Origin of the sequence: Streptosporangium sp. NBC_01469 (genome assembly GCF_036227305.1) — a bacterium.
In the GTDB taxonomy this organism is placed as follows: Bacteria; Actinomycetota; Actinomycetes; order Streptosporangiales; family Streptosporangiaceae; genus Streptosporangium.
The window spans coordinates 5,445,696-5,467,890 of sequence record NZ_CP109465.1; the positions used below are offsets into that span (position 1 = coordinate 5,445,696).

The following is a 22,195-nucleotide window of genomic DNA, read 5'->3' on the forward strand; positions in this document are numbered from 1 at the left end:
GATCACGCTGCGGGCCGCATTCGCATTCTTGGGGGACGGGCATGGCCGGGTCTGAGCTGACCAACATCAAGTCGCCGCGGGTCAAGGCCGCGCGGAGGCTGACCAAGCGGGCCTTCAGGGACCGCGACCGTTCCTTCCTGGCTGAGGGGCCGCAGGCGGTCCGCGAGGCGCTGGCGCTGGACGGGGTCGTGATGGAGCTGTTCACCACGGCCGAGGCCGAGCTGCGTCACGCCGACGTCGTCACCGCCGCCACCGCCGCCGGGGTGCCCGTCCACCGGGCCAGCGGCGAGGTCATGGCCGAGCTGGCCCAGACAGTCACCCCCCAGGGACTGCTGGCCGTGTGCCGCTTCGTGCACGTGCCCCTGGACGCCTCCGTCGTCCCCGGCTCCACGCTGGTGGCGGTGCTCGCCCACGTCCGCGACCCCGGCAACGCGGGCACCGTGCTGCGTACGGCCGACGCGGCGGGCGCCGACTCCGTCGTCTTCACCGACGCCTCGGTCGACCCCTACAACGGCAAGTGCGTGCGGGCCAGCGCCGGCAGCCTGTTCCACCTCCCGGTCAGCACGGGCGTCCCGGTGGCGCGGGCCGTGGAGCACCTGAAGGGGGCCGGGCTGCGGGTGCTCGCCGCCGACGGCGCGGGCAAGCAGACCCTGGACGACGTGGACCTGTCCGGCCCGACGGCCTGGATCTTCGGCAACGAGGCGTGGGGGCTTCCGGAGGAGATCCTGAAGCTGGCCGACGAGGTCGTCCGGGTTCCCATCTACGGGCGGGCCGAGAGCCTGAACCTCGCGACCGCCGCCGCGGTCTGTCTGTACGCATCTGCCCGATCTCAGCGCACCGCCCCCGGCCCCAGGTGAGGCACCCCGGCCGGCGAGGCTGCCGTACGGTGTGGGAAACCCGCTATTGTCGGCCATGTAGCGTCGAGGAGGCGGGGTCGTGCACGGCGAACACACCGGCGAGCGGAGCACCGATGCCGCTTCTGTGATCGACGTCGACGAGCTTCCCGACGGTCTCGTGGTGACCGACGGCGACGGCCACGTGCTGACCGTCAACCGGGCCGCGGCCCGCCTGACCGGCGTCACCCGCGAGCAGGCCGTGGGGGGGCACCTGCGCGACGTGTTCTCCTTCCGCGACCACGACGGGCGCGACTGGTGGAAGTGGCTCGACACCTACGGCGGCTTGCCCAGCCGCGCCCGCCAGCCCGAGCTGCCGCTGCGCACCCCCGGCGGCCAGGAGCTGCTGGTGGCCGCCCGGCTGGTGCGCGAGCCACGGCGGGGCGGAGAGGTCGTCCGGGTGGTCATCACGTTGCGTGACGCCGGGGCCCGTGCCCGCCTGGAGCGCAGCCGCGCCGACCTGGTCTCCACCGTCGCCCACGAGCTCCGCTCCCCGCTGACCAGCGTCAAGGGGTTCACCGCGACCCTGCTGGCCAAGTGGACCCGCTTCACCGACGACCAGAAGCTCGTCATGCTGGAGACCGTCAACGCCGATGCCGACCGGGTGACCCGGCTGATCACCGAGCTGCTCGACGTCTCGCGCATCGAGTCGGGACGGCTGGAGATCCACCGCCAGGTGGTCGACGTCCCGGCCAGGGTCTCCAGGATCATCGCGGGCCGGGTGGCGGCGGGCGAGCCGGAGGACCGCTTCGTGCTTCAGGTGCGCGGTGAGCTGCCCGAGACCTGGCTCGACCAGGACAAGATCGACCAGGTGCTCGCCAACCTGATGGAAAACGCGGTGCGTCACGGGCGCGGTACGGTGACAATAGTTGTCGAGCCGAGCGAATGGGGAGTGACCGTGTCCGTCCGCGACCAGGGGGAGGGCATCCCGCCCGAGCTGGTCACGCGCGTCTTCCGGCAGTTCTGGCGGGGCAACGCCCGCCGCCGTGGCGGCACCGGGCTCGGCCTGTTCATCGTCAAGGGGCTGATCGAGGCCCACGGCGGCACCATCTCCGTGCAGCGCGGGCCCGAGGGCGGCGCCGAGTTTCGATTTATGGTGCCCACCGGCACCCCTGACTTCGCCTGATCGCGAATGTCGGCCCGGTGGGCTCACCCGACTAGACTCATGGCCGCTCAAGCCCTGGATTCGGAGCTCTCTCTTGTCAAACTACGACCCGGTCGAGGTGACCCCGCTGCACGCCGACGAGATGGCGCGCATGCAGGCCGACGCGCTCGACGCCGTCAAGGCGGCGCGCGACCTCGAAGAACTCAAGCAGGTGCGCCTCGCGCACGCCGGTGACCGCTCACCGATCGCCCTGGCCAACCGCGAGATCGGCGCCCTGCCCCCGGCGGCCCGCTCCGAGGCGGGCAAGCGCATCGGCGGCGCCCGCAGGGCGGTCGCCGACGCCCTCGCCGAGCGGCAGGCACAGCTGGAGGCCGAACGCGACGAGCGAGTCCTCGTCGAGGAGACCGTCGACGTCACGCTGCCCTCCGCCCGCGCCTCTCGCGGCGCCAGGCACCCGCTGACCACCCTCCAGGAGCGCGTCGCCGACGCCTTCGTCGCGATGGGCTACGAGGTGGCGGAGGGCCCCGAGCTGGAGGGGGAGTGGTTCAACTTCGACGCGCTGAACATCTCCGCCGACCACCCGGCGCGCTCGGAGCACGACACCTTCTTCGTGGAGTCCGTCGACTCCGGCAAGGTGCTGCGCACCCAGACCTCTCCCGTCCAGATCCGGGCGCTGCTCAGCAGGGAGCTCCCGGTCTACGTGATCTCGCCGGGCAAGGTGTTCCGCACCGACGAGCTCGACGCCACCCACACCCCCGTCTTCCACCAGGTCGAGGGGCTGGCGATCGACGAGGGCCTGACCATGGCCCACCTCAAGGGCACCCTCGACCGGTTCGCCGAGGTCATGTTCGGCGAGGGCATCACCACCCGGTTCCGGCCCAACTACTTCCCGTTCACCGAGCCCTCCGCCGAGATGGACCTGAAGTGCTTCGTCTGCCGCGGCGCCTCAGCGGTGCCCGGCAACCCGCCCTGCCGCACCTGCAGGTCGGAGGGCTGGATCGAGTGGGGCGGCTGCGGCATGGTCAACCCGCGGGTGCTCATCGCCTGCGGCGTCGACCCCGCCCGCTACAGCGGCTTCGCCTTCGGCATGGGCGTCGAGCGCACCCTGATGTTCCGCCACAACGTCGAGGACATGCGCGACATGGTCGAGGGAGACGTCCGCTTCACCCTTCCCTTCGGAATGGAGGTCTGATGAAGGTCCCGCTTTCATGGCTGCGGGAGTACGTCGATCTCCCCGCCGTCACGGCGCACGAGATCGCCGAGAAGCTCACCGCCGCCGGGCTCAAGCTCGAGTCCGTCACCTCCTACGGCCACGACATCAAGAACGTCGTCGTGGGCGAGGTGATCTCCATCGAGACGCTGGAGGGTTTCAAGAAGCCCATCCGTCACTGCCAGGTCGAGGTGGGGGAGGCCGCGCCGCGCGAGATCGTCTGTGGCGCGACCAACTTCGAGGCCGGCGACCGCGTCCCGGTCGCGCTGCCCGGCGCCGTGCTGCCCGGCGGGTTCGAGATCGCCTCGCGCAAGACCTACGGGCGCCTGTCCGACGGCATGATCTGCTCGGAGTCCGAGCTCGGCATGGCCGAGTCGTCGCCCGGCATCCTCGTGCTGCCCGAGGGCACCCCGATCGGCGCGGACGTGGTCGAGCTGCTCGGGCTGCGTGACGACGTGATCGAGCTGGAGATCACCCCGGACATCGGCTACGCGCTCTCCATCCGGGGCGTGGCCCGCGAGGCCGCCACCGTCTTCGACTCGGCGTTCATCGACCCGGCCGACGTCTCCCCGCCCGAGGCGTCGAGCCCGTCCTACCCGGCCTCGATCGCCGACCCGTCGGCCTGCGACCGCTTCGTGCTCCGCGAGATCCGCGGGTTCGACCCGTCGGCGCCGAGCCCGCTGTGGATGCGCGCCCGGCTCTCCCGTGCCGGCGTGCGCCCGGTCTCGCTGGCCGTCGACGTCACCAACTACGTCATGCTGGAGCTCGGCCAGCCGCTGCACGCCTTCGACGCCGCCAAGCTCACCGGCGAGGTCGTGGTGCGCAGGGCCGAGCCCGGCGAGACGCTGGAGACGCTCGACCACGTGGTCCGCAAGCTCCACCCGGACGACGTCCTGATCACCGACGGGTCGGGCGCGATCTCGATGGCCGGCACCATGGGCGGCCTGCACACCGAGATCTCCGACGCCTCCACCGACATCGTGATCGAGGCGGCCCACTTCTCCGCCAGCGGCGTCGCGCGCATGTCGCGCCGGCACAACCTGGTCAGCGAGGCCTCCAAGCGCTTCGAGCGGGGTGTCGACCGGGAGCTCCCGCTGTACGCCTCCTGGCGCGCGGCCCGGCTGCTGGCCGAGCTCGGCGGCGGCACGATCCAGCCGGGCGCCACCCACGCCGAGGTGAAGGTCGAGCCGGTCCACATCGCGATCCCGAGCGGCTACCCGGGCAGGGTCGCGGGCACCGTCTACGACCGCGAGACGGTGATCCACCGCCTGGAGCAGGTCGGCTGCACGGTCGAGAGCACCACCACCGCGACCGGCCCGATGACGGACGGCACGGCCGACGGCACCGCGGCCACGGGCGCCCCGGCCTCCGCCGGGATCGCCGCGAAGCTCGCGGTCACCGGTGACGACATGCTGGCGGTCACCCCGCCCTCGTGGCGTCCCGACCTGACCGACCCGAACGACCTCGCCGAGGAGGTCATCAGGCTGGAGGGCTACGAGAACCTGCCCTCGATCCTGCCCGCCGCCCCCGCGGGCGCCGGTCTCAGCGAGGGCCAGCGCCTGCGCCGCAGGGTCGGCCGCGCCCTGGCCGCCGCGGGCTACGTCGAGATCCTCGCCTACCCGTTCAACGGGGAGCGCGACTTCGACAACCTGCAGCTGCCCGTCGACGACGTGCGCCGCCTGGCCGTACGGCTGGCCAACCCGCTCAGCGAGGACGAGCCGCTGATGCGGACGACCCTGCTGCCCGGCCTGCTCAAGACGCTGGTCCGCAACGTGGGCCGGGGCTTCGGCGACGTGGCGCTGTTCGAGGCGGGCCTGGTCTACCGGCCCTCCTCCGACGCGCCCGCCGTCGCCCCCGTGCTGGGCGTCGACCGCAGGCCGAGCCCGGAGGAGCTCGCCTCGATCGAGTCCGCGCTGCCCGCCCAGCCGCTCCGGGTCGGGGTCGTGCTGGCCGGGGAGTTCGAGCCGTCCGGCTGGTGGGGCAAGGGCCGCGTGGTCGGTTGGGCGGACGCCGTCGAGGCGGCCCGCGTGGTGGCCGCCGAGGCCGGCGTCACCCTCGACGTCCGAGCGGACCGGCACGAACCCTGGCACCCGGGCCGCTGCGCCGCGCTGTACGCTGGTGACGTGCTCGTCGGTCACGCCGGTGAGCTGCACCCGCGCGTCGTCGAGGCGTACGGCCTGCCGCCGCGCACCTGCGCGATGGAGCTGGAGCTGACCCGGTTGGAGCCGCTGACCGCCGGTCCGCCGCAGGCCCCGGCGATCTCCGCGTACCCCGTCGCGGGCCAGGACGTCGCGCTCATCGTCGACGCGGCGACCCCGGTGGCCGCCGTGGAGGCGGCGCTGCGCGAGGGCGCGGGCCCGCTGCTGGAGTCGATCCGGCTGTTCGACGTCTACACCGGCGCCCAGGTCGGCGAGGGCGGAAAGTCCCTCGCCTACTCCCTGCGCTTCCGGGCGCCCGACCGGACGCTCACCGTGGAGGAGACCACCGCGGCCCGCGACACGGCAGTGGCCCTGGCCGGGGAGCGCACCGGGGCGCGGCTGCGCGGCGTCTGACCGGTCGCGAGGGGCCCGGGGCGTGTCCCGGGCCCCTTTTCGCCGTACCGGGGCGGGATGTTCGCGTCCCGGGTGGATTCTCCTTCAGGAGGCGACGATGACGTACTCGCCGGTCGCTCGGGGCGGAGAAGAGCCCTTCCCCGGGAGGGGGCGATGAGGCATCTGCTGGTGTTCGCCGAGCGCGACGACGCCGAGGAGGTCGCCGAGACCGTGGCCGGGGAGTTTCCGGTGATCGGCGTGCCCGCGGTGGTCAGGGAGACCCTCGCGGGCGAGGACGACGCCGAGGACGCCCAGTGGCTGGTGGTGGTCGAGGACCCCTCCGGGGCACTGCCGCCGGAGGGCGTGGCCCGCCTGGAGGCGCTGGCCGAGGAGTACGACGGCTGGCGCGAGAGCGGGTGAGGCACGGCCTCGTCCGGCGGACTCCCGTGCGGAGAGGCGAAGCTCGTGACGAGCGGCGGACGTCTGGCGGTTCGGCGGGACGTCTGGGCGGTGCGGCGAAGTCCGCAGCCGACGGGGATGTCCGGGCGGTGTGGCGGAGCCTGCCCCGGGCGGCGGTGAGCGCCGCCTAGGGCCGGACCCTAGAGCCGGTCGATCCCCGTCAGGTCGATGTCGATGTCGAACGGCGCCGAGATCTTGAGTCGGTCATGGTGGATGCCGGTGAGAACGTAGGACCTGGCGACCGGGTCGAGCTCGTAGACGTAGATCGCGGGCCTTCCTGACTGGTTCTCGACCAGCCAGAAGTGCGCGATGCCCGCCTCGGCGTACAGCACCGGCTTGCGGTCGCGGTCGCGGCCCCTGGAGTCGGGGGAGATGACCTCCACGGCCAGCACGACGTCCTCGGCCCGGTAGAAGGTTTGCTCCGGGCTGTGCTCGGCGGAGGCGTGGATGACGCTTATGTCGGGTTCGGGCCGCTGGCGCGTACCCAGCACGACGCTCATCTCCCGGCGCGCTCGAAGATCTTCCGGAATGGTCCGGTGAAGACCCGCTTCCAGGAGATACATGGTGCGCGTGTGAAAAGAAGCCTGAGGACTCACGAAGACCAGGCTTCCATCGATTAACTCTGTGTGTGCAGGCAATTGCGTAATGCGATCGAGATCCTCCGCGACGAACCCTTCCGGTGGGGGGAAGGCCCAGTCGGGCAGCGAGGACTCAGTCATCTCGAGGCTCCGTACGTCGACCGTCATGCCCTCACAGTAGCAATGGGATTCCGTTCCGTGAGGATACTTGCCGGTGCCCGGTGCCCGGTGCCCGGTGCCCGGTGCCCGGTGCCCGGTGCCCGGTGCCCGGTGCCCGGTGCCCGGTGCCCGGTGCCCGGTGCCCGGTGCCCGGTGCCCGGTGCCCGGTGCCCGGTGTCAGGCGCGGGCGGCCTCCTCGCGGCGGGCGCGCTCCCTGATCGCGTGCTCGTCGATGCGGGCGTCGTAGTCGCGGAACCTCGGCAGCAGCGCGGCCATCGCGGCCACCGCGCCGACGCACAGCAGGCCGCCGGCGCCGAGGGAGAAGCGGGTCCCGCCGAGCTGGGCCATCAGGCCGGCTCTGGCGTTGCCGAGCATCGGGCCGCTGGTGTACGAGAGCAGTTCGATGCCCGCCAGGCGGCCGCGGAACTCGTCGGGGATGGTCTGGTTCCAGATGGTCGAGCGGAAGACACCGCTGATCATGTCGGCGGCCCCGGCCACGGCGAGGAAGGCGAAGATGCCCCAGACGCTGGGCATCAGCGCCGCCAGCGCCACCGCGACGCCCCACACGGCCGCCGCGACGATCACGCCGAGACCGTGCCGGTGCACGTTTTTGGTCCAGCCGGAGGTGACCGAGGCGATCAGCGAGCCGATGGCGGAGGCGGAGAAGAAGAGCCCCAGGGCCTCGGGGGCGCCCAGCTCGTCGGCGAGGAACGGATACAGGGCGGTGGAGAACGCGAAGATCATCGCGGCGATGTCGACCAGGTAGGTGCCCATCAGGTCGGGACGGCCCACGGCGTAGCGGACCCCCTCGACCAGGGACCTGATCGAGGCCGCGGGGGTGTCCTCCGGCCGCGGCTGGGCTCGGACCATCCACAGCAGGACCAGGGACACCAGGAAGGTCACCACGTTGACGCCGTACGCGACGGCGACGCCGAACCAGGCCGCGATCAGGCCGCTGAGGCCCGGGGCGACGATGGCGCCCAGGTTCCAGCGGAAGGCGCCGAGGGCGGCGGCCGCGGTCAGCTGGTCGTGCCTGACCACGCGAGGCATCAGCGACTCCAGGCTGGGCCGCTGCAGGCTGCCCAGCCCGGCCGAGAGCGCGCCGACCACGTACAGCACCCAGATCTGCGGTTTCGGCAGCAGCGCGTTGACGGTCAGGATCGTGACCGTGAGGCAGAGTCCCACCTCGGTGAGAAGAATGATCTTGCGCCGGTCGAGGGCGTCGGCGATCGCCCCGCCCCAGAGCCCGCACACCACCATCGGGACGAACTCGGCCACGCTGACCAGGCCGACCGCCAGGTAGGAGCCGGTTAGCTCCTTCATCTGCAGCGGGACCGAGACCAGCGTCAGGAAGGTGCCGAACATCGTGATGACGCCGGAGCCGAAGAGCAGCCGGAAGTCGCGCGAGTCACGAAGGGGGCTGAGATCCATCGCCAGATGGCGAAGCAGGGTTCTGATCGGTCGATCGGCGTTTTCCGGCACGAACAGCTAGTTTCGGTGGTGATCTACGCGAAGGCAAGTCGTTTTCCGGCAGGTCACCGCCGGGCCGGGCGCGGGGAAGCCGCTCTCCGTCGCCGGGCGCACGGCGACGGCGACGGGGCGGAGCGGCGTCCGGCGGGCGTCAGGGGGTCAGGGGGTTAGGGAGAACCTCCTGGCGCGGAGCGGGTGTCCAGGGGCCGGGAAACCTCCTGACGCGGGGCGGGTGTCAGCGGCTCAAGGACTTCCTGGCGCGGGGCGGGTGTCAGGAAGGGCCCAGGACCTCCTGGCGCAGACGGGTCTTGAGGATCTTGCCGCCGGGGTTGCGGGGAAGCTCCGTCTCGCGCACCCAGAACCTGACCGGGACCTTGAAGGGGGCGATCCGCTCGCGCAGGAAGGCCCGCAGCTCCTCGTCGGTCGCCGGGGACGACAGCCGGAGCACCACGCCGACCTCCTCGCCCAGCTCGTCGTGGGGGATCCCGATCACCGCGGCGTCCTCGACCGCCGGGTGCTCGAACAGGGCGGCCTCGACCTCGGCGCAGTAGACGTTCTCGCCGCCGCGGATGACCATGTCCTTGGCCCGGTCCACGATGAACACGAACCCCTCCTCGTCCACCCTGGCCAGGTCACCGGTGTGCAGCCAGCCGCCGACGAAGGTCTCCGCGGTGGCCTCCGGCCGGTTCCAGTAGCCCAGGATGACGTTCGGGCCGCGCAGGCAGAGCTCGCCGACCGTGCCGACCGGTAGTTCGCCGCCGACGGGGTCGGTGATCCTCACCTCGACCACGGCCATCGGCAGGCCGATGCTGTCGGGCTTGGCCAGGTAGTCGGCTCCGGCGTTGCCGATGGCGAGCGCGGTGGTCTCGGTCATGCCGTAGCCGTTGGAGGGGGCGCGGTTGGGCAGCTGCTCGGTGATGCGCTCCAGCAGCTTCGGAGGGGCGGGGGCACCGCCGTACCCGAGACCGCTGAGGCTGGAGATGTCGTACTTGTTCAGGTCGGGATGCGACAGGAGCTGCCACACGTTGGTGGGCACGCCGGTGAGCCCGGTGATCCTCTCGCGTTCGATCAGCTCCAGTGCGCGGTCCGGGTCCCACTTGTGCATCAGCACCAGGCCGCCCCCGGTGAACATGGTGGTGGTCATCACCGCGAAGCAACCGGTGACGTGGAAGAGCGGTACGGTGAGCAGGGTGACCCGCCGCTGTCCGGCCGCCTCGCCCGGGTCCCTGCCCGCCTTGATCACGCTGCGGTACAGGCTGTAGGCGACGGTCATCGGCGACTGCCCGAGGTTGCGGTGGCTGCCGAGCGCGCCCTTGGGGCGGCCCGTGGTGCCGGAGGTGTAGAAGATCGTCGCCGGGTCCTCGGGGGAGAGTTCGACCGGCGGCAGTGTCGCGCCCGCCTCCACCTCGCCCATCACGTCCTCGAAGGAGCGGGCGCCCTCGGGCGCCTCGCCGCGGGTCACGATCAGCGCCGGGCCCGATCCGGTGAGCCCGGACGCCCGCTCGCCGTCGGCGATCAGCACCTTGGCCCCGGAGTCCGACAGCCCGTACTCCAGCTCCTGCGGCGTCCACCACGCGTTGAGCGGCACGGCTATCGCCCCGGCGGCCAGTGTGGCGGAGAAGGCGATCACCCACTCGGGGTAGTTGCGCATGGCGATGGCCACCCGGTCGCCCTTGACCACGCCGTACTCGTCCACCAGGCGTCGCGCGAGCGTGGCGGCCCGCCGGAAGTGCTCCTCGTAGGTGAGGTGCTCGTCCTCGTACGTCAGGAAGACCTTGTCGCCGTGGAACCTGCTCGTCTCAAGGAGTGCCCGGAAGTCGCGGGGCGCGTGCTTCCAGGTTTTGACGGTCCCGCCGTGGCTGAGGACCTCTTCCGTCTCGAAAAGCTGCCCTGCGCCGGTGAGCTGGGCCCGAACCTGGTCGTGGGTGACAGTCATGCGTTCGTACTCCCGGAGGCTGAGGGACCGGAAACGTTACGATACCGACCGGTAGGTATGTGCAACAGTGCCGAAACACGCCCGATGACCTCGTGCCCGCGTTCACCGGCCGTGAAGCGCGATTTTCGCGGTGTTTCCAGCCGAGTGCGGCGTTTCTGAGCGTTGGAGCCCTCTGTCGTATCGGCTTGCATGGCAATCCTCCAAGATGCATAATCTTTCTAGTAAGTCCATGAGTAGCAATGCATGAACATGCAGACATCGGGGGGACGGATGAGAGCGGCGATCGCGGGTGCCAGCGGCTACGCCGGAGGTGAGCTCCTGCGCCTGCTGCTGTCCCACCCCGGCATCGAGATCGGCGCGCTGACGGCGGCCTCGAGCGCGGGCACCGCCCTCGGCGCCCACCAGCCACACCTGGCCCCGCTGGCCGACAGGGTCCTGCTGGAGACCACCCCCGAGACCCTCGGCGGCCACGATCTCGTCTTCCTCGCCCTGCCGCACGGGCAGTCGGCCGCCGTCGCCGAGCGGCTCGGCGACGGCACTCTCGTGGTCGACTGCGGCGCCGACTTCCGGCTCGCCGACCCCGCCGCCTGGGAGCACTTCTACGGCGGCGTCCACGCGGGCACCTGGCCGTACGGGCTGCCCGAGCTGCCGGGGCGGCGCGAGGAGCTGCGCGCCACCCGGAGGATCGCCGTGCCGGGGTGCTACCCGACGGCCGTCACCCTGGCCATGTTCCCCGCCTTCGCCGCCGGTCTCGTCGAGCCCGACGTGGTGGTGGTCGCCGCCAGCGGCACCAGCGGGGCGGGCAGGACGCCCAAGCCGAACCTCCTGGGCAGCGAGGTGATGGGCTCCGCCAGCGCGTACGGCGTCGGCGGCGTCCACCGGCACACCCCGGAGATGGAGCAGAACCTCTCCCCGCTGGCGGGCGAGCCGGTCACCGTCTCCTTCACCCCCGTGCTGGTGCCGATGAGCCGCGGCATCCTCGCCACCTGCACCGCCCCCGCCAGACCCGGCCTCACCCCGGCGGTTCTGCGCGAGGCCTACGAGGTCGCCACCAAGGACGAGCCGTTCCTGCGGCTGCTCCCCGAGGGCCAGTGGCCCGCGACCTCGATGACCCTCGGCGCCAACACCGCCGCCCTCCAGGTCGTCCTGGACGAGCGCGCGGGCCGCGTCGTCGCCGTCGTCGCCATCGACAACCTCACCAAGGGCACGGCCGGAGGCGCGATCCAGAGCGCCAACCTCGCCCTCGGCCTGCCGGAAGAGCTCGGCCTTCCTCTCAACGGAGTCGCCCCATGAGCGTGACCGCCCCTCTCGGCTTCCGCGCGTCGGGTGTCGACGCCGGGATCAAGTCCGGCGTCGACCGCGACTTCGCACTGGTCGTCAACGACGGCCCCTCGCGCGCCGCCGCCGGGGTCTTCACCGCCAACCGGGTGAAGGCCGCACCGGTCCTGTGGTCCGCGCAGGTGCTGGCCGGCGGCCGGGTCCACGCCGTCGTCCTCAACTCCGGCGGCGCCAACGCCTGCACCGGGCCGCTCGGCTTCCAGGACACCCACGCCACCGCGGAGAAGGTCGCCGCGGCACTGGGCGACTCGGCCGGGGAGGTCGCGGTCTGCTCCACCGGCCTGATCGGTGAGCGGCTGCCGATGGACCCGCTGCTGGCCGGGGTCGACCTCGCGGTCTCCCAGCTCGCCAGGGACGGCGGCCTGGCCGCCGCCGACGCCATCCGCACCACCGACACCGTCTCGAAGATCTCCTTCAGGAAGGGCGCGGGCGGCTACATGGTCGGCGGCATGGCCAAGGGCGCGGGCATGCTCGCCCCCGGCCTCGCCACCATGCTGTCGGTGATCACCACCGATGCCGACCTGCCCGCCGAGCGGCTCGACGAGGTGCTCCGCAAGGTGACCCGGGTCACCTTCGACCGGCTCGACGCCGACGGCTGCATGTCCACCAACGACACCGTGCTGCTGCTGGCCAGCGGCGCCTCGGGAGTCGTCCCCGGCCTCGCCGAGTTCGAGCAGGTCCTCCTCGCGGTCTGCGCCGACCTCGCCCGCCAGCTGCTGATGGACGCCGAGGGCGCCTCCAAGGCGATCGCCATCGAGGTCGTCGGCGCCGCCTCCGAGGACGACGCGGTCACCGTCGGCCGTGCCGTCTCCCGCTCTAATCTCCTCAAGTGCGCCATCTACGGCGAGGACCCCAACTGGGGCCGGGTGCTCTCGGCCGTCGGCACCACCGACGCCGTCTTCGAACCCGACCGGCTCAACGTGGCCATCAACGGCATCTGGATCTGCAGGGGCGGCGCCGCGGGCGACGACCGCTCCAAGGTCGACCTCACCCCGCGCGAGGTGACGATCACCGTCGACCTGTCGGCCGGGCCGCACTCGGCGACGATCCACACCACCGACCTCACCGCGGCGTACGTCCACGAGAACTCGGCGTACTCCACATGAGGCGCGCCGAGGCCCTGACGAAGGCCGCCACGCTGATCGAGGCGCTGCCCTGGCTCGCGAGCTTCCACGGCACGACCGTCGTCATCAAGTACGGCGGCAACGCGATGACCGAGGAGCACCTGCGCGAGAAGTTCGCCGCCGACGTCGTCTTCCTGCGCTACGCCGGGCTCAGGCCCGTGATCGTGCACGGGGGAGGACCGCAGATCAACGCCCAGCTCGACCTGCTCGGCATCGAGTCCACCTTCACCGCCGGCCTGCGGGTCACCACCCCCGAGGCCATGCGGGTCGTCAGGATGGTCCTCGTCGGCCAGGTCAACCGCGACGTGGTCGGCCTGATCAACCGGCACGGGCCGTTCGCGATCGGCATGTCCGGCGAGGACGCCCACCTGTTCACCGCCGTGCGCAAGCACGCCGTCGTCGACGGCGTCGGCGTCGACATCGGCCAGGTCGGCGACATCGTCAGGGTCGAGGCCGGAGTCGTGCGGGCGCTGCTGGACGACGGGCGGATCCCGGTGATCTCCTCGGTCGCGCGCAGCGACGACGGCACCGTCTACAACGTCAACGCCGACACCGCCGCCGCCGCGCTCGCCGTGGCGCTCCAGGCGTCCAAGCTGATCGTCCTGACCGACGTCGAGGGCCTGTACCGCGACTGGCGTCCCGGCGCCGACGAGAACGAGATCATCGAGCAACTGTCCGCCACCGAGCTGGAGAAGCTCCTGCCGGGCCTGTCCAGCGGCATGATCCCCAAGATGGAGGCGTGCCTGACCGCCGTCCAGGGCGGCGTGCCACGGGCCCACGTGCTCGACGGCAGGGTGCCCCACTCGGTGCTGCTGGAGATCTTCACCGACGAGGGCATAGGAACCATGGTGCTGCCGGACGCCCCAGAGGCGGCGGCCACACCGGAGCCGGTCAGGCGGCGGCCCGCGGCCCCCGCCCAGCTGAAGGGGAACGACCAGTGAGCCCGCAGGAAAGTCCCGCAGGAGAGGCGCTCGCCAGACGCTTCGAGGCCGCCTTCATGCCCAACTACGGCGTGCCCCCGGTGGCACTGGCCCGAGGCGAGGGCACGAGGGTCTGGGACGTCGACGGCCGCGAGTATCTCGACCTGATCGGCGGCATCGCGGTCAGTTCGCTCGGCCACGCCCACCCCGCCCTGGTGGAGGCCGTCTCCCGGCAGGTCGCCACGCTCGCCCACACCAGCAACCTCTTCCTGCACGAGCCCGAGGTGCTGCTCGCCGAGCGCCTGCTCGGCCTGCTCGGAGCCCCGGCCAAGGTGTTCTTCACCAATTCGGGAACCGAGGCCAACGAGGCCGCGCTGAAGCTCTCCCTCAAGTACGGCAGGTCGAACGGCCGCACCTACTTCGTGGCCGCGGAGAACGCCTTCCACGGCCGCACCCTCGGCGCGCTCGCCCTGACCGGCAAGCGCTCCATCCGCGACCAGTTCGGCCCGTTCCCGATCGACGTCCGCTTCGTCCCCTACGGCGACGCCGACGCGCTCAAGAGCGCGGTCACCGGCGAGTGCGCCGCCGTCTTCCTCGAACCCACCCAGGGAGAGGCGGGGGTCGTGCCCCCGCCCGAGGGCTACTTCACGGCCGCCAGGGAGATCTGCGACGCCACCGGCGCGCTGCTGGTCGCCGACGAGATCCAGTCGGCGATCGGCCGCACCGGGCACTGGTTCGCCCACCAGCACGAGGGCATCCTGCCCGACGTGCTCACCCTGGCCAAGGGCCTCGGCGGCGGCATGCCGATCGGCGCCTGCGTCGGCTTCGGCGCGGCGGCCACCGTCTTCGCCCAGGGCGACCACGGGTCCACCTTCGGCGGAAACCCCGTCTCGGCCGCCGCCGCGCTCGCCGTACTCGACACCATCGACGGGGACGGCCTGCTGGAGCACGTCCGTACCGTCGGCGCCGAACTCGCCGAGGGCATCGCCGCGATCGACCACCCGCTGCTCGCCGGCGTCCGCGGCCGGGGCCTGTGGCGGGCCGTCGTGCTGACCGCCGACCGCTCCGCCCAGGTCCAGGCCGCCGCCCAGCGCGCGGGCTTCCTGGTCAACGCCCTCCAGCCCGACGCGGTACGGCTAGCGCCCCCGCTGGTGATCACCTCCGCCCAGGTCGCGGCCTTCGTGGCCGCGCTCCCCGCGATCCTCGACGAGGCCGCAGATGCCCAGTAACCCCGCCGGACAGGCGCACGTCAGGCACTTCCTGAGGGACGACGACCTCTCGCCCGCGGAGCAGGCCCAGGTGCTCGACCTGGCCGAGGCCGTGAAGAAGGACCGCTACGGCTACCGCCCCTTCGAGGGGCCGCAGACCGTCGCCGTCCTGTTCGACAAGCACTCCACCCGCACCCGCGTCTCCTTCGCGGTCGGCATCGGCGAGCTCGGCGGCCTCCCCCTCATCCTCGACGCCGGATCCTCCCAGATGGGCCGCGGCGAGTCGATCGAGGACACTGCCCGGGTCCTGGAGCGCCAGGTGGGTGCCATCGTGTGGCGCACCTCGGGCCAGGAGAGGATCGAGGCCATGGCCTCGGCATCCTCGGTGCCGGTGGTCAACGCCCTCACCGACGAGTTCCACCCCTGCCAGATCCTCGCCGACCTGCAGACCGTCAGGGAGCACTTCGGCAGGACGGCGGGGCTCACCCTGGCCTACTTCGGCGACGGGGCCAACAACATGGCCCACTCCTACCTGCTCGGCGGGGCCGTCGCCGGCATGCACGTCCGGGTCGCCGCTCCCGCCGGATACCGGCCCGACCCGGAGATCCTGCGGCGGGCCGGCGAGGTCGCCGCGGGGACCGGCGGGTCGGTCGCCGTCCTCGCCGACCCGGCCGAGGCCGCCGCAGGCGCGGACGTGATCGCCACCGACACCTGGGTCTCCATGGGCCAGGAGGGCAAGGAGCAGCGGATCGCCGACCTGATGCCGTACCAGGTCAACGCCGCGCTGGTGAGCCGGGCGGCCCCCGGCGCCGTCGTCCTGCACTGCCTGCCCGCCTACCGCGACCTGGAGATCTCCGCCGAGGTCCTCGACGGCCCGCGGAGCCTGGTGTGGGACCAGGCGGAGAACCGGCTGCACGCCCAGAAGGCCCTGCTGCACTGGCTGGTCTCGGTGGCGGGCCGGGACGCGTCCTCGGACGACGGCCCGGTGGGGGGCGGACCCGTGAGCGCCGACACGCCCGGAGGCGGGTGATCCGCATGACGATCCCGATGACCAAGGTCGCCCGCCAGGCACGGATCGCCGACCTGCTGCAGCGGCAGCCGGTCAGATCCCAGCCCGAGCTGGCCAAGCTCCTGCTGGAGAGCGGGGTCGAGGTCACCCAGGCCACCCTCTCCCGCGACCTGGACGAACTCGGCGCGCTCAAACTGCGTGCCGAGGACGGCTCCCTGGTCTACGCCCTGCCGGGCGAGGGCGGCGGCCGGATAAGGCTCGCCAGGCTCGGTACCGGCGAGTCCCCTGCCGCCAGGCTCGGCAGGCTCGCGGAGGAGTTCCTCGTCTCCGCAGAGGCCTCCGCCAACCTGGTCATCGTCCGTACGCCGCCGGGCGCCGCGCAGTTCCTCGCCTCCGCCATCGACCACGCCGACTGGGAGTCCATCCTCGGCACGGTCGCGGGGGACGACACGATCCTCGTCATCAGCCGCGATCCGATGGGCGGGGCAGCTGTCGCCGAGGGGCTGCTCCGGCACGCCGATCGACGTATCTAGCCTGCTCAGGTGGGCTGTCCATGGCAGCATCTGACACCTGTGACCAATAAAGATCTTGGAGATACCCATCATGACCGACCGGGTCGTACTCGCATTCTCCGGAGGCCTCGACACCTCCGTCGCCATTCCCTTCCTCGCCGAGAAGACCGGTGCCGAGGTCGTCGCGGTCGCCGTCGACGTCGGCCAGGGCGGTGAGGACATGGAGGCCATCCGCAAGCGCGCCATCGACTGCGGCGCCGTGGAATCCGTCGTTGTGGACGCCCGCGAGGAGTTCGCCACCGACTTCTGCGTGCCCGCGCTGCAGGCCAACGCCCTCTACATGGACCGCTACCCGCTGGTCTCCGCCCTGTCGCGGCCGCTGATCGTCAAGCACCTGGCCGCGGCGGCCAAGGAGTTCGGCGGCACCCACGTCTCGCACGGCTGCACCGGCAAGGGCAACGACCAGGTCCGGTTCGAGGCCGGTCTGGCCGCCCTGTACCCCGAGCTCAAGGTCATCGCCCCCGCCCGCGACTACGCGTGGACCCGGGACAAGGCGATCGCCTACGCCGAGGAGAAGAACCTGCCGATCGAGACCACCAAGAAGAACCCGTACTCCATCGACCAGAACATCTGGGGCAGGGCCGTCGAGACCGGCTTCCTCGAGGACATCTGGAACGGCCCGATCGAGGACGTCTACGCCTACACCGCCGACCCGGCGCAGCCGCGCGACGCGGACGAGGTCATCATCAGCTTCGTCAAGGGCGTCCCCGTGGCGCTGGACGGGCGGCACCTCACCCCGTTCCAGGTCATCGAGGAGCTCAACCGCCGCGCGGGCGCCCAGGGCGTCGGCCGCCTCGACATGGTCGAGGACCGGCTCGTCGGCATCAAGTCCCGCGAGGTCTACGAGGCGCCGGGCGCCATCGCCCTGATCACCGCCCATATGGAGCTGGAGAGCGTCACCGTCGAGCGCGACCTCGCCCGCTTCAAGCGGTCGGTGGACCAGCGCTGGGGCGAGCTCGTCTACGACGGCCTCTGGTTCTCCCCGCTCAAGAAGGCTCTCGACACCTTCGTCGCCGAGGTTCAGGAGCACGTCACCGGTGAGATCCGGATGACCCTGCACGGCGGCCGGGCCACCGTCACCGGGCGCCGCTCCGAGGCATCGCTGTACGACTTCAACCTCGCCACCTACGACACCGGCGACACCTTCGACCAGTCCCTGGCCAAGGGCTTCGTCGAGCTGTGGGGCCTGCCCTCCAAGATTGCCTCTGCCCGGGACGCCCGGCTGGTCTGATTGGGCTAAGGTCGCGGATTGAATGGGGAGGGAGAACAACGGTGACTGATGGTGGCAAGCCCATGCGGCTCTGGGGCGGCCGGTTCGAAGGAGGTCCGGCCGACGCGCTGACCAGGCTCTCGGTGAGCGTGCACTTCGACTGGCGGCTGGTGCCGTACGACCTGCTGGCCTCGCGCGCGCACGCCAGGGTGCTGCACCGCGCGAACCTGCTGAGCGACGACGAGCTGACGCGCATGATCGGCGCCCTGGACGATCTGGAGCGCGCCTGCAAGGCGGGCGAGTTCCGGCCGACCGTCGCCGACGAGGACGTCCACACCGCGCTGGAGCGCGGCCTGCTGGAACGCCTCGGCACGCTCGGCGGCAAGCTCCGTGCCGGTCGCAGCCGCAACGACCAGGTCGCCACGGACCTGCGGCTCTACCTGCGCGACCACGTCAGGCACATCGTGTCCCGGCTGGTGGAGCTGGAGACCGCGCTGATGAGCCAGGCCGAGGAGCACGCCGAGACGGCGGCCCCCGGCATGACCCACCTGCAGCACGCGCAGCCGGTGTCCTTCGGCCACCAGCTCCTGGCGCACGTGCACGCCTTCGCCCGCGACATCGATCGCCTGCGCGACTGGGACAGGCGCGCGGCCGTCTCCCCGCTGGGCGCGGGGGCGCTGGCCGGATCCTCCCTGCCGCTCGACCCGCAGGCCGTGGCCAGGGAGCTCGGCTTCGACTCCGCCGCGCCCAACTCGATGGACGCCGTCGCCGACCGCGACTTCGCCGCCGAGTTCCTGTTCGACGCGGCGATGATCGGCGTGCACCTGTCGCGGCTGGGCGAGGAGATCGTCCTGTGGGCCTCGCAGGAGTTCCGCTGGATCGAGATGGACGACGCCTACTCCACCGGCTCGTCGATCATGCCGCAGAAGAAGAACCCCGACGTGGCCGAGCTCGCCCGGGGCAAGAGCGGTCGTCTCATCGGCAACCTCATGGCGCTGCTGACGACGCTCAAGGGCCTGCCGCTGACCTACAACCGTGACCTGCAGGAGGACAAGGAGCCGGTCTTCGACTCCGTCGACAGCCTGCTGCTCGTCCTTCCCGCGATGGCGGGGCTCGTCGCGACCATGCGCGTCAACACCGCCAAGCTGGAGGCCTCGGCCCCCGACGGGTTCGCGCTCGCCACCGACCTGGCCGAGCTGCTGGTCCGCAGGGGCGTCGCCTTCCGCGAGGCCCACGAGGCGGTCGGGCACCTGGTCGTCTGGTGCCAGGTCAACGACAAGGACTTCGGCGATCTCACCGACGAGGAACTGGCCAAGGTCTCGCCGCACTTCACACCCGACTCCCGCGAGGTCCTCTCGGTGCCCGGTGCCCTGGCGGCCCGCAAGGCGCACGGCGGTACGGCACCCGACCGGGTCCGTGACCAGCTCATCGCGCTGCGTGAGATCGTCGACGCCCAGGCCGCCTGGGCGAGCGGAAGCTGACGCGCGGCGATGGCCGCTGACGAGCACGGCGGGCGACCGCCCGCCGCGTCCACGCCACTGGCCCGCGACTTCTTCGACCGGCCCGCTCACGAGGTCGCCCCCGACCTGCTGGGAAGGGTGCTCGTACACGGGCCGGTCGAGTTGCGTCTCACCGAGGTCGAGGCGTACGGGGTGCCGGGCGAGGACCCCGCGTCGCACACCTACCGGGGCCGGACGCCGCGCAACGCGGTGATGTTCGGCCCACCGGGTCACCTGTACGTCTACTTCACGTACGGTATGCATTTCTGCGCCAACCTCACGTGCCTTCCCGAGGGAGTCGGCTCCGGCGTGCTGCTGCGGGCCGGAGAGGTGATCTCCGGTGTCGAGACCGCCCTGGCCCGCCGGGGCGCGGGAAGCGCCCGTCCCGTCAGGGAGGTCGATCTCGCCAGGGGGCCGGCACGACTGGCGGTGGCGCTCGGACTCACCCGCGAGCACAACGGGCTCGACGCCTGCGCGCCCGGATCACTCTCCGTGGTCGAGGGCGAGCCGGCCAAGCCGTCGTCCGTCCTGTCGGGGCCGCGCACCGGGGTCTCGTCGGGCAGGGAGACGCCGTGGCGCTTCTGGATCGACGGTGAGCCCACGGTCTCTCCCTACCGGCCGCACGTCCCGCGCCGCCGGTAGGGTCGACGGTGTCTTCCCAACGGGCACGTCCTGCGCCGCTGCCAGACCGACGGCGTCTCCCCACCGGGTACGTCCCGCGCGGCCGGTAGCTTCCCACCGGGTACGTCCCGCGCGGCCGGTAGACAGACGGTGTCTCCCTGCCGAGCACGGTCTGCGCCGCCTGGTAGATCGACGGTGAGCCCAGGGTCTTTCCCCCGCCGGGCCGCACGTCCCGCGCCACGGTAGATCGTGTGTGCTCCCTCCTCGCCCGCTCTCGCGCCTTCTCGCGCAGGTCGCCTCGCGCGAGAGGAGGGTTTCGAGTGGCGCGACGGTGCCGTGATCGGGCAGGGTGTACGAGAGCGCTAAATGTCCCTTCGAGCATTGGAAAGCAAGGATCGTGACCGACATTCTGGATGACCTCGCCTGGCGCGGCCTGATCGCGCAGTCCACCGACATCGACGCCCTGCGCGCGGCGATGGCCGAGGGTCCGATCACGGTCTATTGCGGCTTCGACCCGACCGCCCCCTCCCTGCACGTCGGCAACCTGGTCCCGCTGCTGACCCTCACCCGCATCCAGCGGGCGGGCCACCGGGCCATCGGTCTGGTGGGCGGCGCGACGGGTCTGATCGGCGATCCCAGCGGCCGGAGCACCGAGCGCTCGCTCAACTCCTCCGACGTCGTGGCCGAATGGGTGGCGCGGATCCGCGTCCAGGTGGAGAAGTTCCTCGACTTTTCGGACGAGAAGGCCGGGATCCTCGTCAGCAACCTCGACTGGACGGAGGGCATGACCGCGATCGACTTCCTGCGCGACGTCGGCAAGCACTTCCCGGTCAACCGGATGCTCGCCCGAGAGTCGGTCTCGGCCCGGCTGGGCGGGGAAGGGCTCAGCTACACCGAGTTCAGCTACCAGATCCTGCAGGCCAACGACTACCTGGAGTTGAACAGGCGCCACGGCTGCACGCTCCAGATCGGCGGCAGCGACCAGTGGGGCAACATCACCGCGGGAACCGACCTCATCCGCCGGGTGACGGGCGGCCATGTTCACGCCCTCACCGTGCCGCTGATCACCAAGGCCGACGGGACCAAGTTCGGCAAGACGGCCGGCGGCGCGGTCTGGCTCAACCCGGAGATGACCTCCCCGTACGCGTTCTACCAGTTCTGGCTGAACGCGGACGACCGTGACGTGGTGAAGTTCCTCAAGATCTACAGCTTCCGGTCCCGCGAGGAGATCGAGGGGCTGGAGAAGGCCGCCGCCGACCGGCCCGCCGGGCGCGAGGCGCAGCGGGCGCTCGCCGAGGAGTTCACCACGCTGCTGCACGGCGCCGACGAGTGCGCGGCGGTGATCGCCGCCTCGGCGGCCCTGTTCGGCCAGGGTTCCCTGGAGGAACTGCCCGCGCGCACGCTGGGGGAGGCCCTCGCCGAGGTGCCGCGCGCGGAGGTGCCCGCCCTGGGGGCCTCCTTCGTCGACCTGTTCGCCGAGAGTGGCCTGGTCAAGTCGAAGTCGGAGGCGCGCCGCGCGGTGAAGGAGGGTGGCGCCTACCTCAACAACGTCAAGGTCACCGACGAGACGTACGTGCCGTCTGCCGATGATCTGCTCCATGGACGCTTCCTGGTGCTGCGCCGTGGCAAGCGTTCCGTCGGCGGTGTCGAGGTCGTCGCGAGCTGATCCTGCCCCTGTTTCGGGGGGTGCGTGGTCCCCGTGGTCTCTCGCGTTGTTCCGATCTTCCTCGTTGACCTGGCCCTTTGGTCAGGTCAACGCGGTGATTGCCGGTGACTGACGCTCCGGCTCCGGCCGGGGCGTCAGTCGTTTCACCGCGTAACATTCCGGTAGCGAACGTTCCTGGTTTTCTTAAGGAACTGCCCTGACCTGCGGTTTTGTCGGGTGTGGCTGATTTGACGATGTTCCGAAGGGCGCATAATCTTTGCAATGCCCCGGAGCGAGCCGGACGCCGATCGGCGGACGGGCCCAGGGCCACTCCACCTGAACGAACCTGAGCGTTCGGATCCCACGCAGGTCGCCGGAAAACCGGTTGATTCGCTGTGGCCCGGATGTCACGGTAGGTTCAGAGGGTCGCCTCGGAAGCGAGGCGCTGGAAATCCTAGCAAGTTTGCAGGTTTTGTGACAAACAGCTGATAGCTAGCAATTTGACACAATCTTAACAGGCTTGTAAGGTTGAAATACGAAATGGAACGCCCCGGAGTTCTGGTCGGCCGGTTGGTCGGGTCAGGGTGATGGTGTACGCGTCCGTTTCTTGAGAACTCAACAGTGTGTTAAAAGCCAGTGCATGAAGCACAACCCCGTCCTACCACTCTTTTCGGGTGGGGGATGGATTCCTTTGGTTGATTACATCCA

18 protein-coding genes are annotated in these 22,195 nt (G+C 71.1%); 15 read left to right on the plus strand and 3 right to left on the minus strand.

The window, feature by feature from the left end; genetic code table 11:
* The first annotated feature begins 41 nt into the window (after positions 1-41).
* The 5 genes from OG587_RS23895 to OG587_RS23915 all read left to right on the plus strand — a co-directional run bounded on the left by OG587_RS23895 (position 42) and on the right by OG587_RS23915 (position 6,159).
* The gene (locus OG587_RS23895; protein ID WP_329078954.1) at positions 42-857 is read left to right on the plus strand and encodes a TrmH family RNA methyltransferase; all 816 of its coding nucleotides are present in this window, start codon (positions 42-44) and stop codon (positions 855-857) included.
* Between the two features lie 79 nt (positions 858-936).
* Positions 937-2,019 (plus strand): sensor histidine kinase, encoded by a 1,083-nt coding sequence (locus OG587_RS23900; protein WP_329078955.1) that lies wholly within the window; start codon positions 937-939, stop codon positions 2,017-2,019.
* A gap of 121 nt (positions 2,020-2,140) precedes the next feature.
* The gene (gene pheS, locus OG587_RS23905) at positions 2,141-3,190 is read left to right on the plus strand and encodes a phenylalanine--tRNA ligase subunit alpha (protein ID WP_329093988.1); all 1,050 of its coding nucleotides are present in this window, start codon (positions 2,141-2,143) and stop codon (positions 3,188-3,190) included.
* Entirely contained in the window at positions 3,190-5,760 is a 2,571-nt protein-coding gene (locus tag OG587_RS23910; protein WP_329078957.1) for a phenylalanine--tRNA ligase subunit beta, read from the plus strand. Before pheS ends, OG587_RS23910 begins: the two co-directional genes overlap by 1 nt.
* A 153-nt stretch (positions 5,761-5,913) precedes the next feature.
* The gene (locus tag OG587_RS23915; RefSeq protein WP_329078959.1) at positions 5,914-6,159 is read left to right on the plus strand and encodes a hypothetical protein; all 246 of its coding nucleotides are present in this window, start codon (positions 5,914-5,916) and stop codon (positions 6,157-6,159) included.
* Between the two features lie 179 nt (positions 6,160-6,338).
* Here OG587_RS23915 and OG587_RS23920 read toward each other — a convergent pair whose 3' ends face one another.
* From OG587_RS23920 to OG587_RS23930, 3 genes are all read right to left on the minus strand, one after another.
* Positions 6,339-6,944, minus strand: coding sequence for a Uma2 family endonuclease (locus OG587_RS23920; RefSeq protein ID WP_329078961.1), 606 nt, complete (start codon positions 6,942-6,944; stop codon positions 6,339-6,341).
* 168 nt (positions 6,945-7,112) lie between these two features.
* Positions 7,113-8,366 carry an MFS transporter gene (locus tag OG587_RS23925; RefSeq protein ID WP_329078962.1) on the minus strand — a complete coding sequence of 418 codons (1,254 nt, stop codon included), beginning with the start codon at positions 8,364-8,366 and terminating at the stop codon, positions 7,113-7,115.
* Between the two features lie 310 nt (positions 8,367-8,676).
* Complete coding sequence (locus OG587_RS23930) at positions 8,677-10,341, minus strand: class I adenylate-forming enzyme family protein (protein WP_329078964.1); 1,665 nt, start codon at positions 10,339-10,341, stop codon at positions 8,677-8,679.
* Positions 10,342-10,611: 270 nt separating this feature from the next.
* On the opposite strand from OG587_RS23930, the gene argC reads away from it, so the two are divergent.
* The 10 genes from argC (at position 10,612) to tyrS (ending at position 21,508) form a co-directional block, all read left to right on the plus strand.
* On the plus strand, positions 10,612-11,634 hold the full coding sequence (gene argC / locus OG587_RS23935) for an N-acetyl-gamma-glutamyl-phosphate reductase (RefSeq protein WP_329093989.1): 1,023 nt from the start codon (positions 10,612-10,614) through the stop codon (positions 11,632-11,634).
* Entirely contained in the window at positions 11,631-12,785 is a 1,155-nt protein-coding gene (argJ, locus tag OG587_RS23940; protein WP_329078966.1) for a bifunctional glutamate N-acetyltransferase/amino-acid acetyltransferase ArgJ, read from the plus strand. Before argC ends, argJ begins: the two co-directional genes overlap by 4 nt.
* Positions 12,782-13,744, plus strand: a complete 963-nt coding sequence (gene argB / locus OG587_RS23945) for an acetylglutamate kinase (protein WP_329078968.1) — start codon at positions 12,782-12,784, stop codon at positions 13,742-13,744. The genes argJ and argB overlap by 4 nt, the downstream gene beginning before the upstream one ends.
* 56 nt (positions 13,745-13,800) lie before the next feature.
* Complete coding sequence (locus OG587_RS23950) at positions 13,801-14,952, plus strand: acetylornithine transaminase (protein ID WP_329093990.1); 1,152 nt, start codon at positions 13,801-13,803, stop codon at positions 14,950-14,952.
* Complete coding sequence (gene argF, locus OG587_RS23955; RefSeq protein WP_329078971.1) at positions 14,942-15,961, plus strand: ornithine carbamoyltransferase; 1,020 nt, start codon at positions 14,942-14,944, stop codon at positions 15,959-15,961. Before OG587_RS23950 ends, argF begins: the two co-directional genes overlap by 11 nt.
* Positions 15,962-15,966: 5 nt before the next feature.
* On the plus strand, positions 15,967-16,473 hold the full coding sequence (locus OG587_RS23960; RefSeq protein WP_329078972.1) for an arginine repressor: 507 nt from the start codon (positions 15,967-15,969) through the stop codon (positions 16,471-16,473).
* A gap of 70 nt (positions 16,474-16,543) precedes the next feature.
* Positions 16,544-17,743 (plus strand): argininosuccinate synthase, encoded by a 1,200-nt coding sequence (locus OG587_RS23965; RefSeq protein ID WP_329078974.1) that lies wholly within the window; start codon positions 16,544-16,546, stop codon positions 17,741-17,743.
* A 62-nt stretch (positions 17,744-17,805) separates the two neighbouring features.
* Positions 17,806-19,203, plus strand: coding sequence for an argininosuccinate lyase (argH, locus tag OG587_RS23970; RefSeq protein WP_329093991.1), 1,398 nt, complete (start codon positions 17,806-17,808; stop codon positions 19,201-19,203).
* A 9-nt stretch (positions 19,204-19,212) separates the two neighbouring features.
* Positions 19,213-19,863 (plus strand): DNA-3-methyladenine glycosylase, encoded by a 651-nt coding sequence (locus OG587_RS23975; RefSeq protein WP_329078976.1) that lies wholly within the window; start codon positions 19,213-19,215, stop codon positions 19,861-19,863.
* Between the two features lie 376 nt (positions 19,864-20,239).
* Positions 20,240-21,508: a tyrosine--tRNA ligase gene (gene tyrS / locus OG587_RS23980; protein ID WP_329078977.1), complete on the plus strand. Its 1,269-nt coding sequence runs from the start codon at positions 20,240-20,242 to the stop codon at positions 21,506-21,508.
* Positions 21,509-22,195: the final 687 nt, after the last annotated feature.

What these genes read in the sequence shown, in the direction of transcription:
- OG587_RS23895 (WP_329078954.1), top strand. Translation starts at nt 42, where the DNA reads ATGGCCGGGTCTGAGCTGACCAACATCAAGTCGCCGCGGGTCAAGGCC.
- pheS (WP_329093988.1), top strand. Translation starts at nt 2,141, where the DNA reads ATGGCGCGCATGCAGGCCGACGCGCTCGACGCCGTCAAGGCGGCGCGC.
- OG587_RS23910 (WP_329078957.1), top strand. Translation starts at nt 3,190, where the DNA reads ATGAAGGTCCCGCTTTCATGGCTGCGGGAGTACGTCGATCTCCCCGCC.
- OG587_RS23915 (WP_329078959.1), top strand. Translation starts at nt 5,914, where the DNA reads ATGAGGCATCTGCTGGTGTTCGCCGAGCGCGACGACGCCGAGGAGGTC.
- OG587_RS23920 (WP_329078961.1), bottom strand. Translation starts at nt 6,944, where the DNA reads ATGACGGTCGACGTACGGAGCCTCGAGATGACTGAGTCCTCGCTGCCC.
- OG587_RS23925 (WP_329078962.1), bottom strand. Translation starts at nt 8,366, where the DNA reads ATGGATCTCAGCCCCCTTCGTGACTCGCGCGACTTCCGGCTGCTCTTC.
- OG587_RS23930 (WP_329078964.1), bottom strand. Translation starts at nt 10,341, where the DNA reads ATGACTGTCACCCACGACCAGGTTCGGGCCCAGCTCACCGGCGCAGGG.
- argC (WP_329093989.1), top strand. Translation starts at nt 10,612, where the DNA reads ATGAGAGCGGCGATCGCGGGTGCCAGCGGCTACGCCGGAGGTGAGCTC.
- argJ (WP_329078966.1), top strand. Translation starts at nt 11,631, where the DNA reads ATGAGCGTGACCGCCCCTCTCGGCTTCCGCGCGTCGGGTGTCGACGCC.
- argB (WP_329078968.1), top strand. Translation starts at nt 12,782, where the DNA reads ATGAGGCGCGCCGAGGCCCTGACGAAGGCCGCCACGCTGATCGAGGCG.
- OG587_RS23950 (WP_329093990.1), top strand. Translation starts at nt 13,801, where the DNA reads ATGCCCAACTACGGCGTGCCCCCGGTGGCACTGGCCCGAGGCGAGGGC.
- argF (WP_329078971.1), top strand. Translation starts at nt 14,942, where the DNA reads ATGCCCAGTAACCCCGCCGGACAGGCGCACGTCAGGCACTTCCTGAGG.
- OG587_RS23960 (WP_329078972.1), top strand. Translation starts at nt 15,967, where the DNA reads ATGACGATCCCGATGACCAAGGTCGCCCGCCAGGCACGGATCGCCGAC.
- OG587_RS23965 (WP_329078974.1), top strand. Translation starts at nt 16,544, where the DNA reads ATGACCGACCGGGTCGTACTCGCATTCTCCGGAGGCCTCGACACCTCC.
- argH (WP_329093991.1), top strand. Translation starts at nt 17,806, where the DNA reads ATGCGGCTCTGGGGCGGCCGGTTCGAAGGAGGTCCGGCCGACGCGCTG.
- OG587_RS23975 (WP_329078976.1), top strand. Translation starts at nt 19,213, where the DNA reads ATGGCCGCTGACGAGCACGGCGGGCGACCGCCCGCCGCGTCCACGCCA.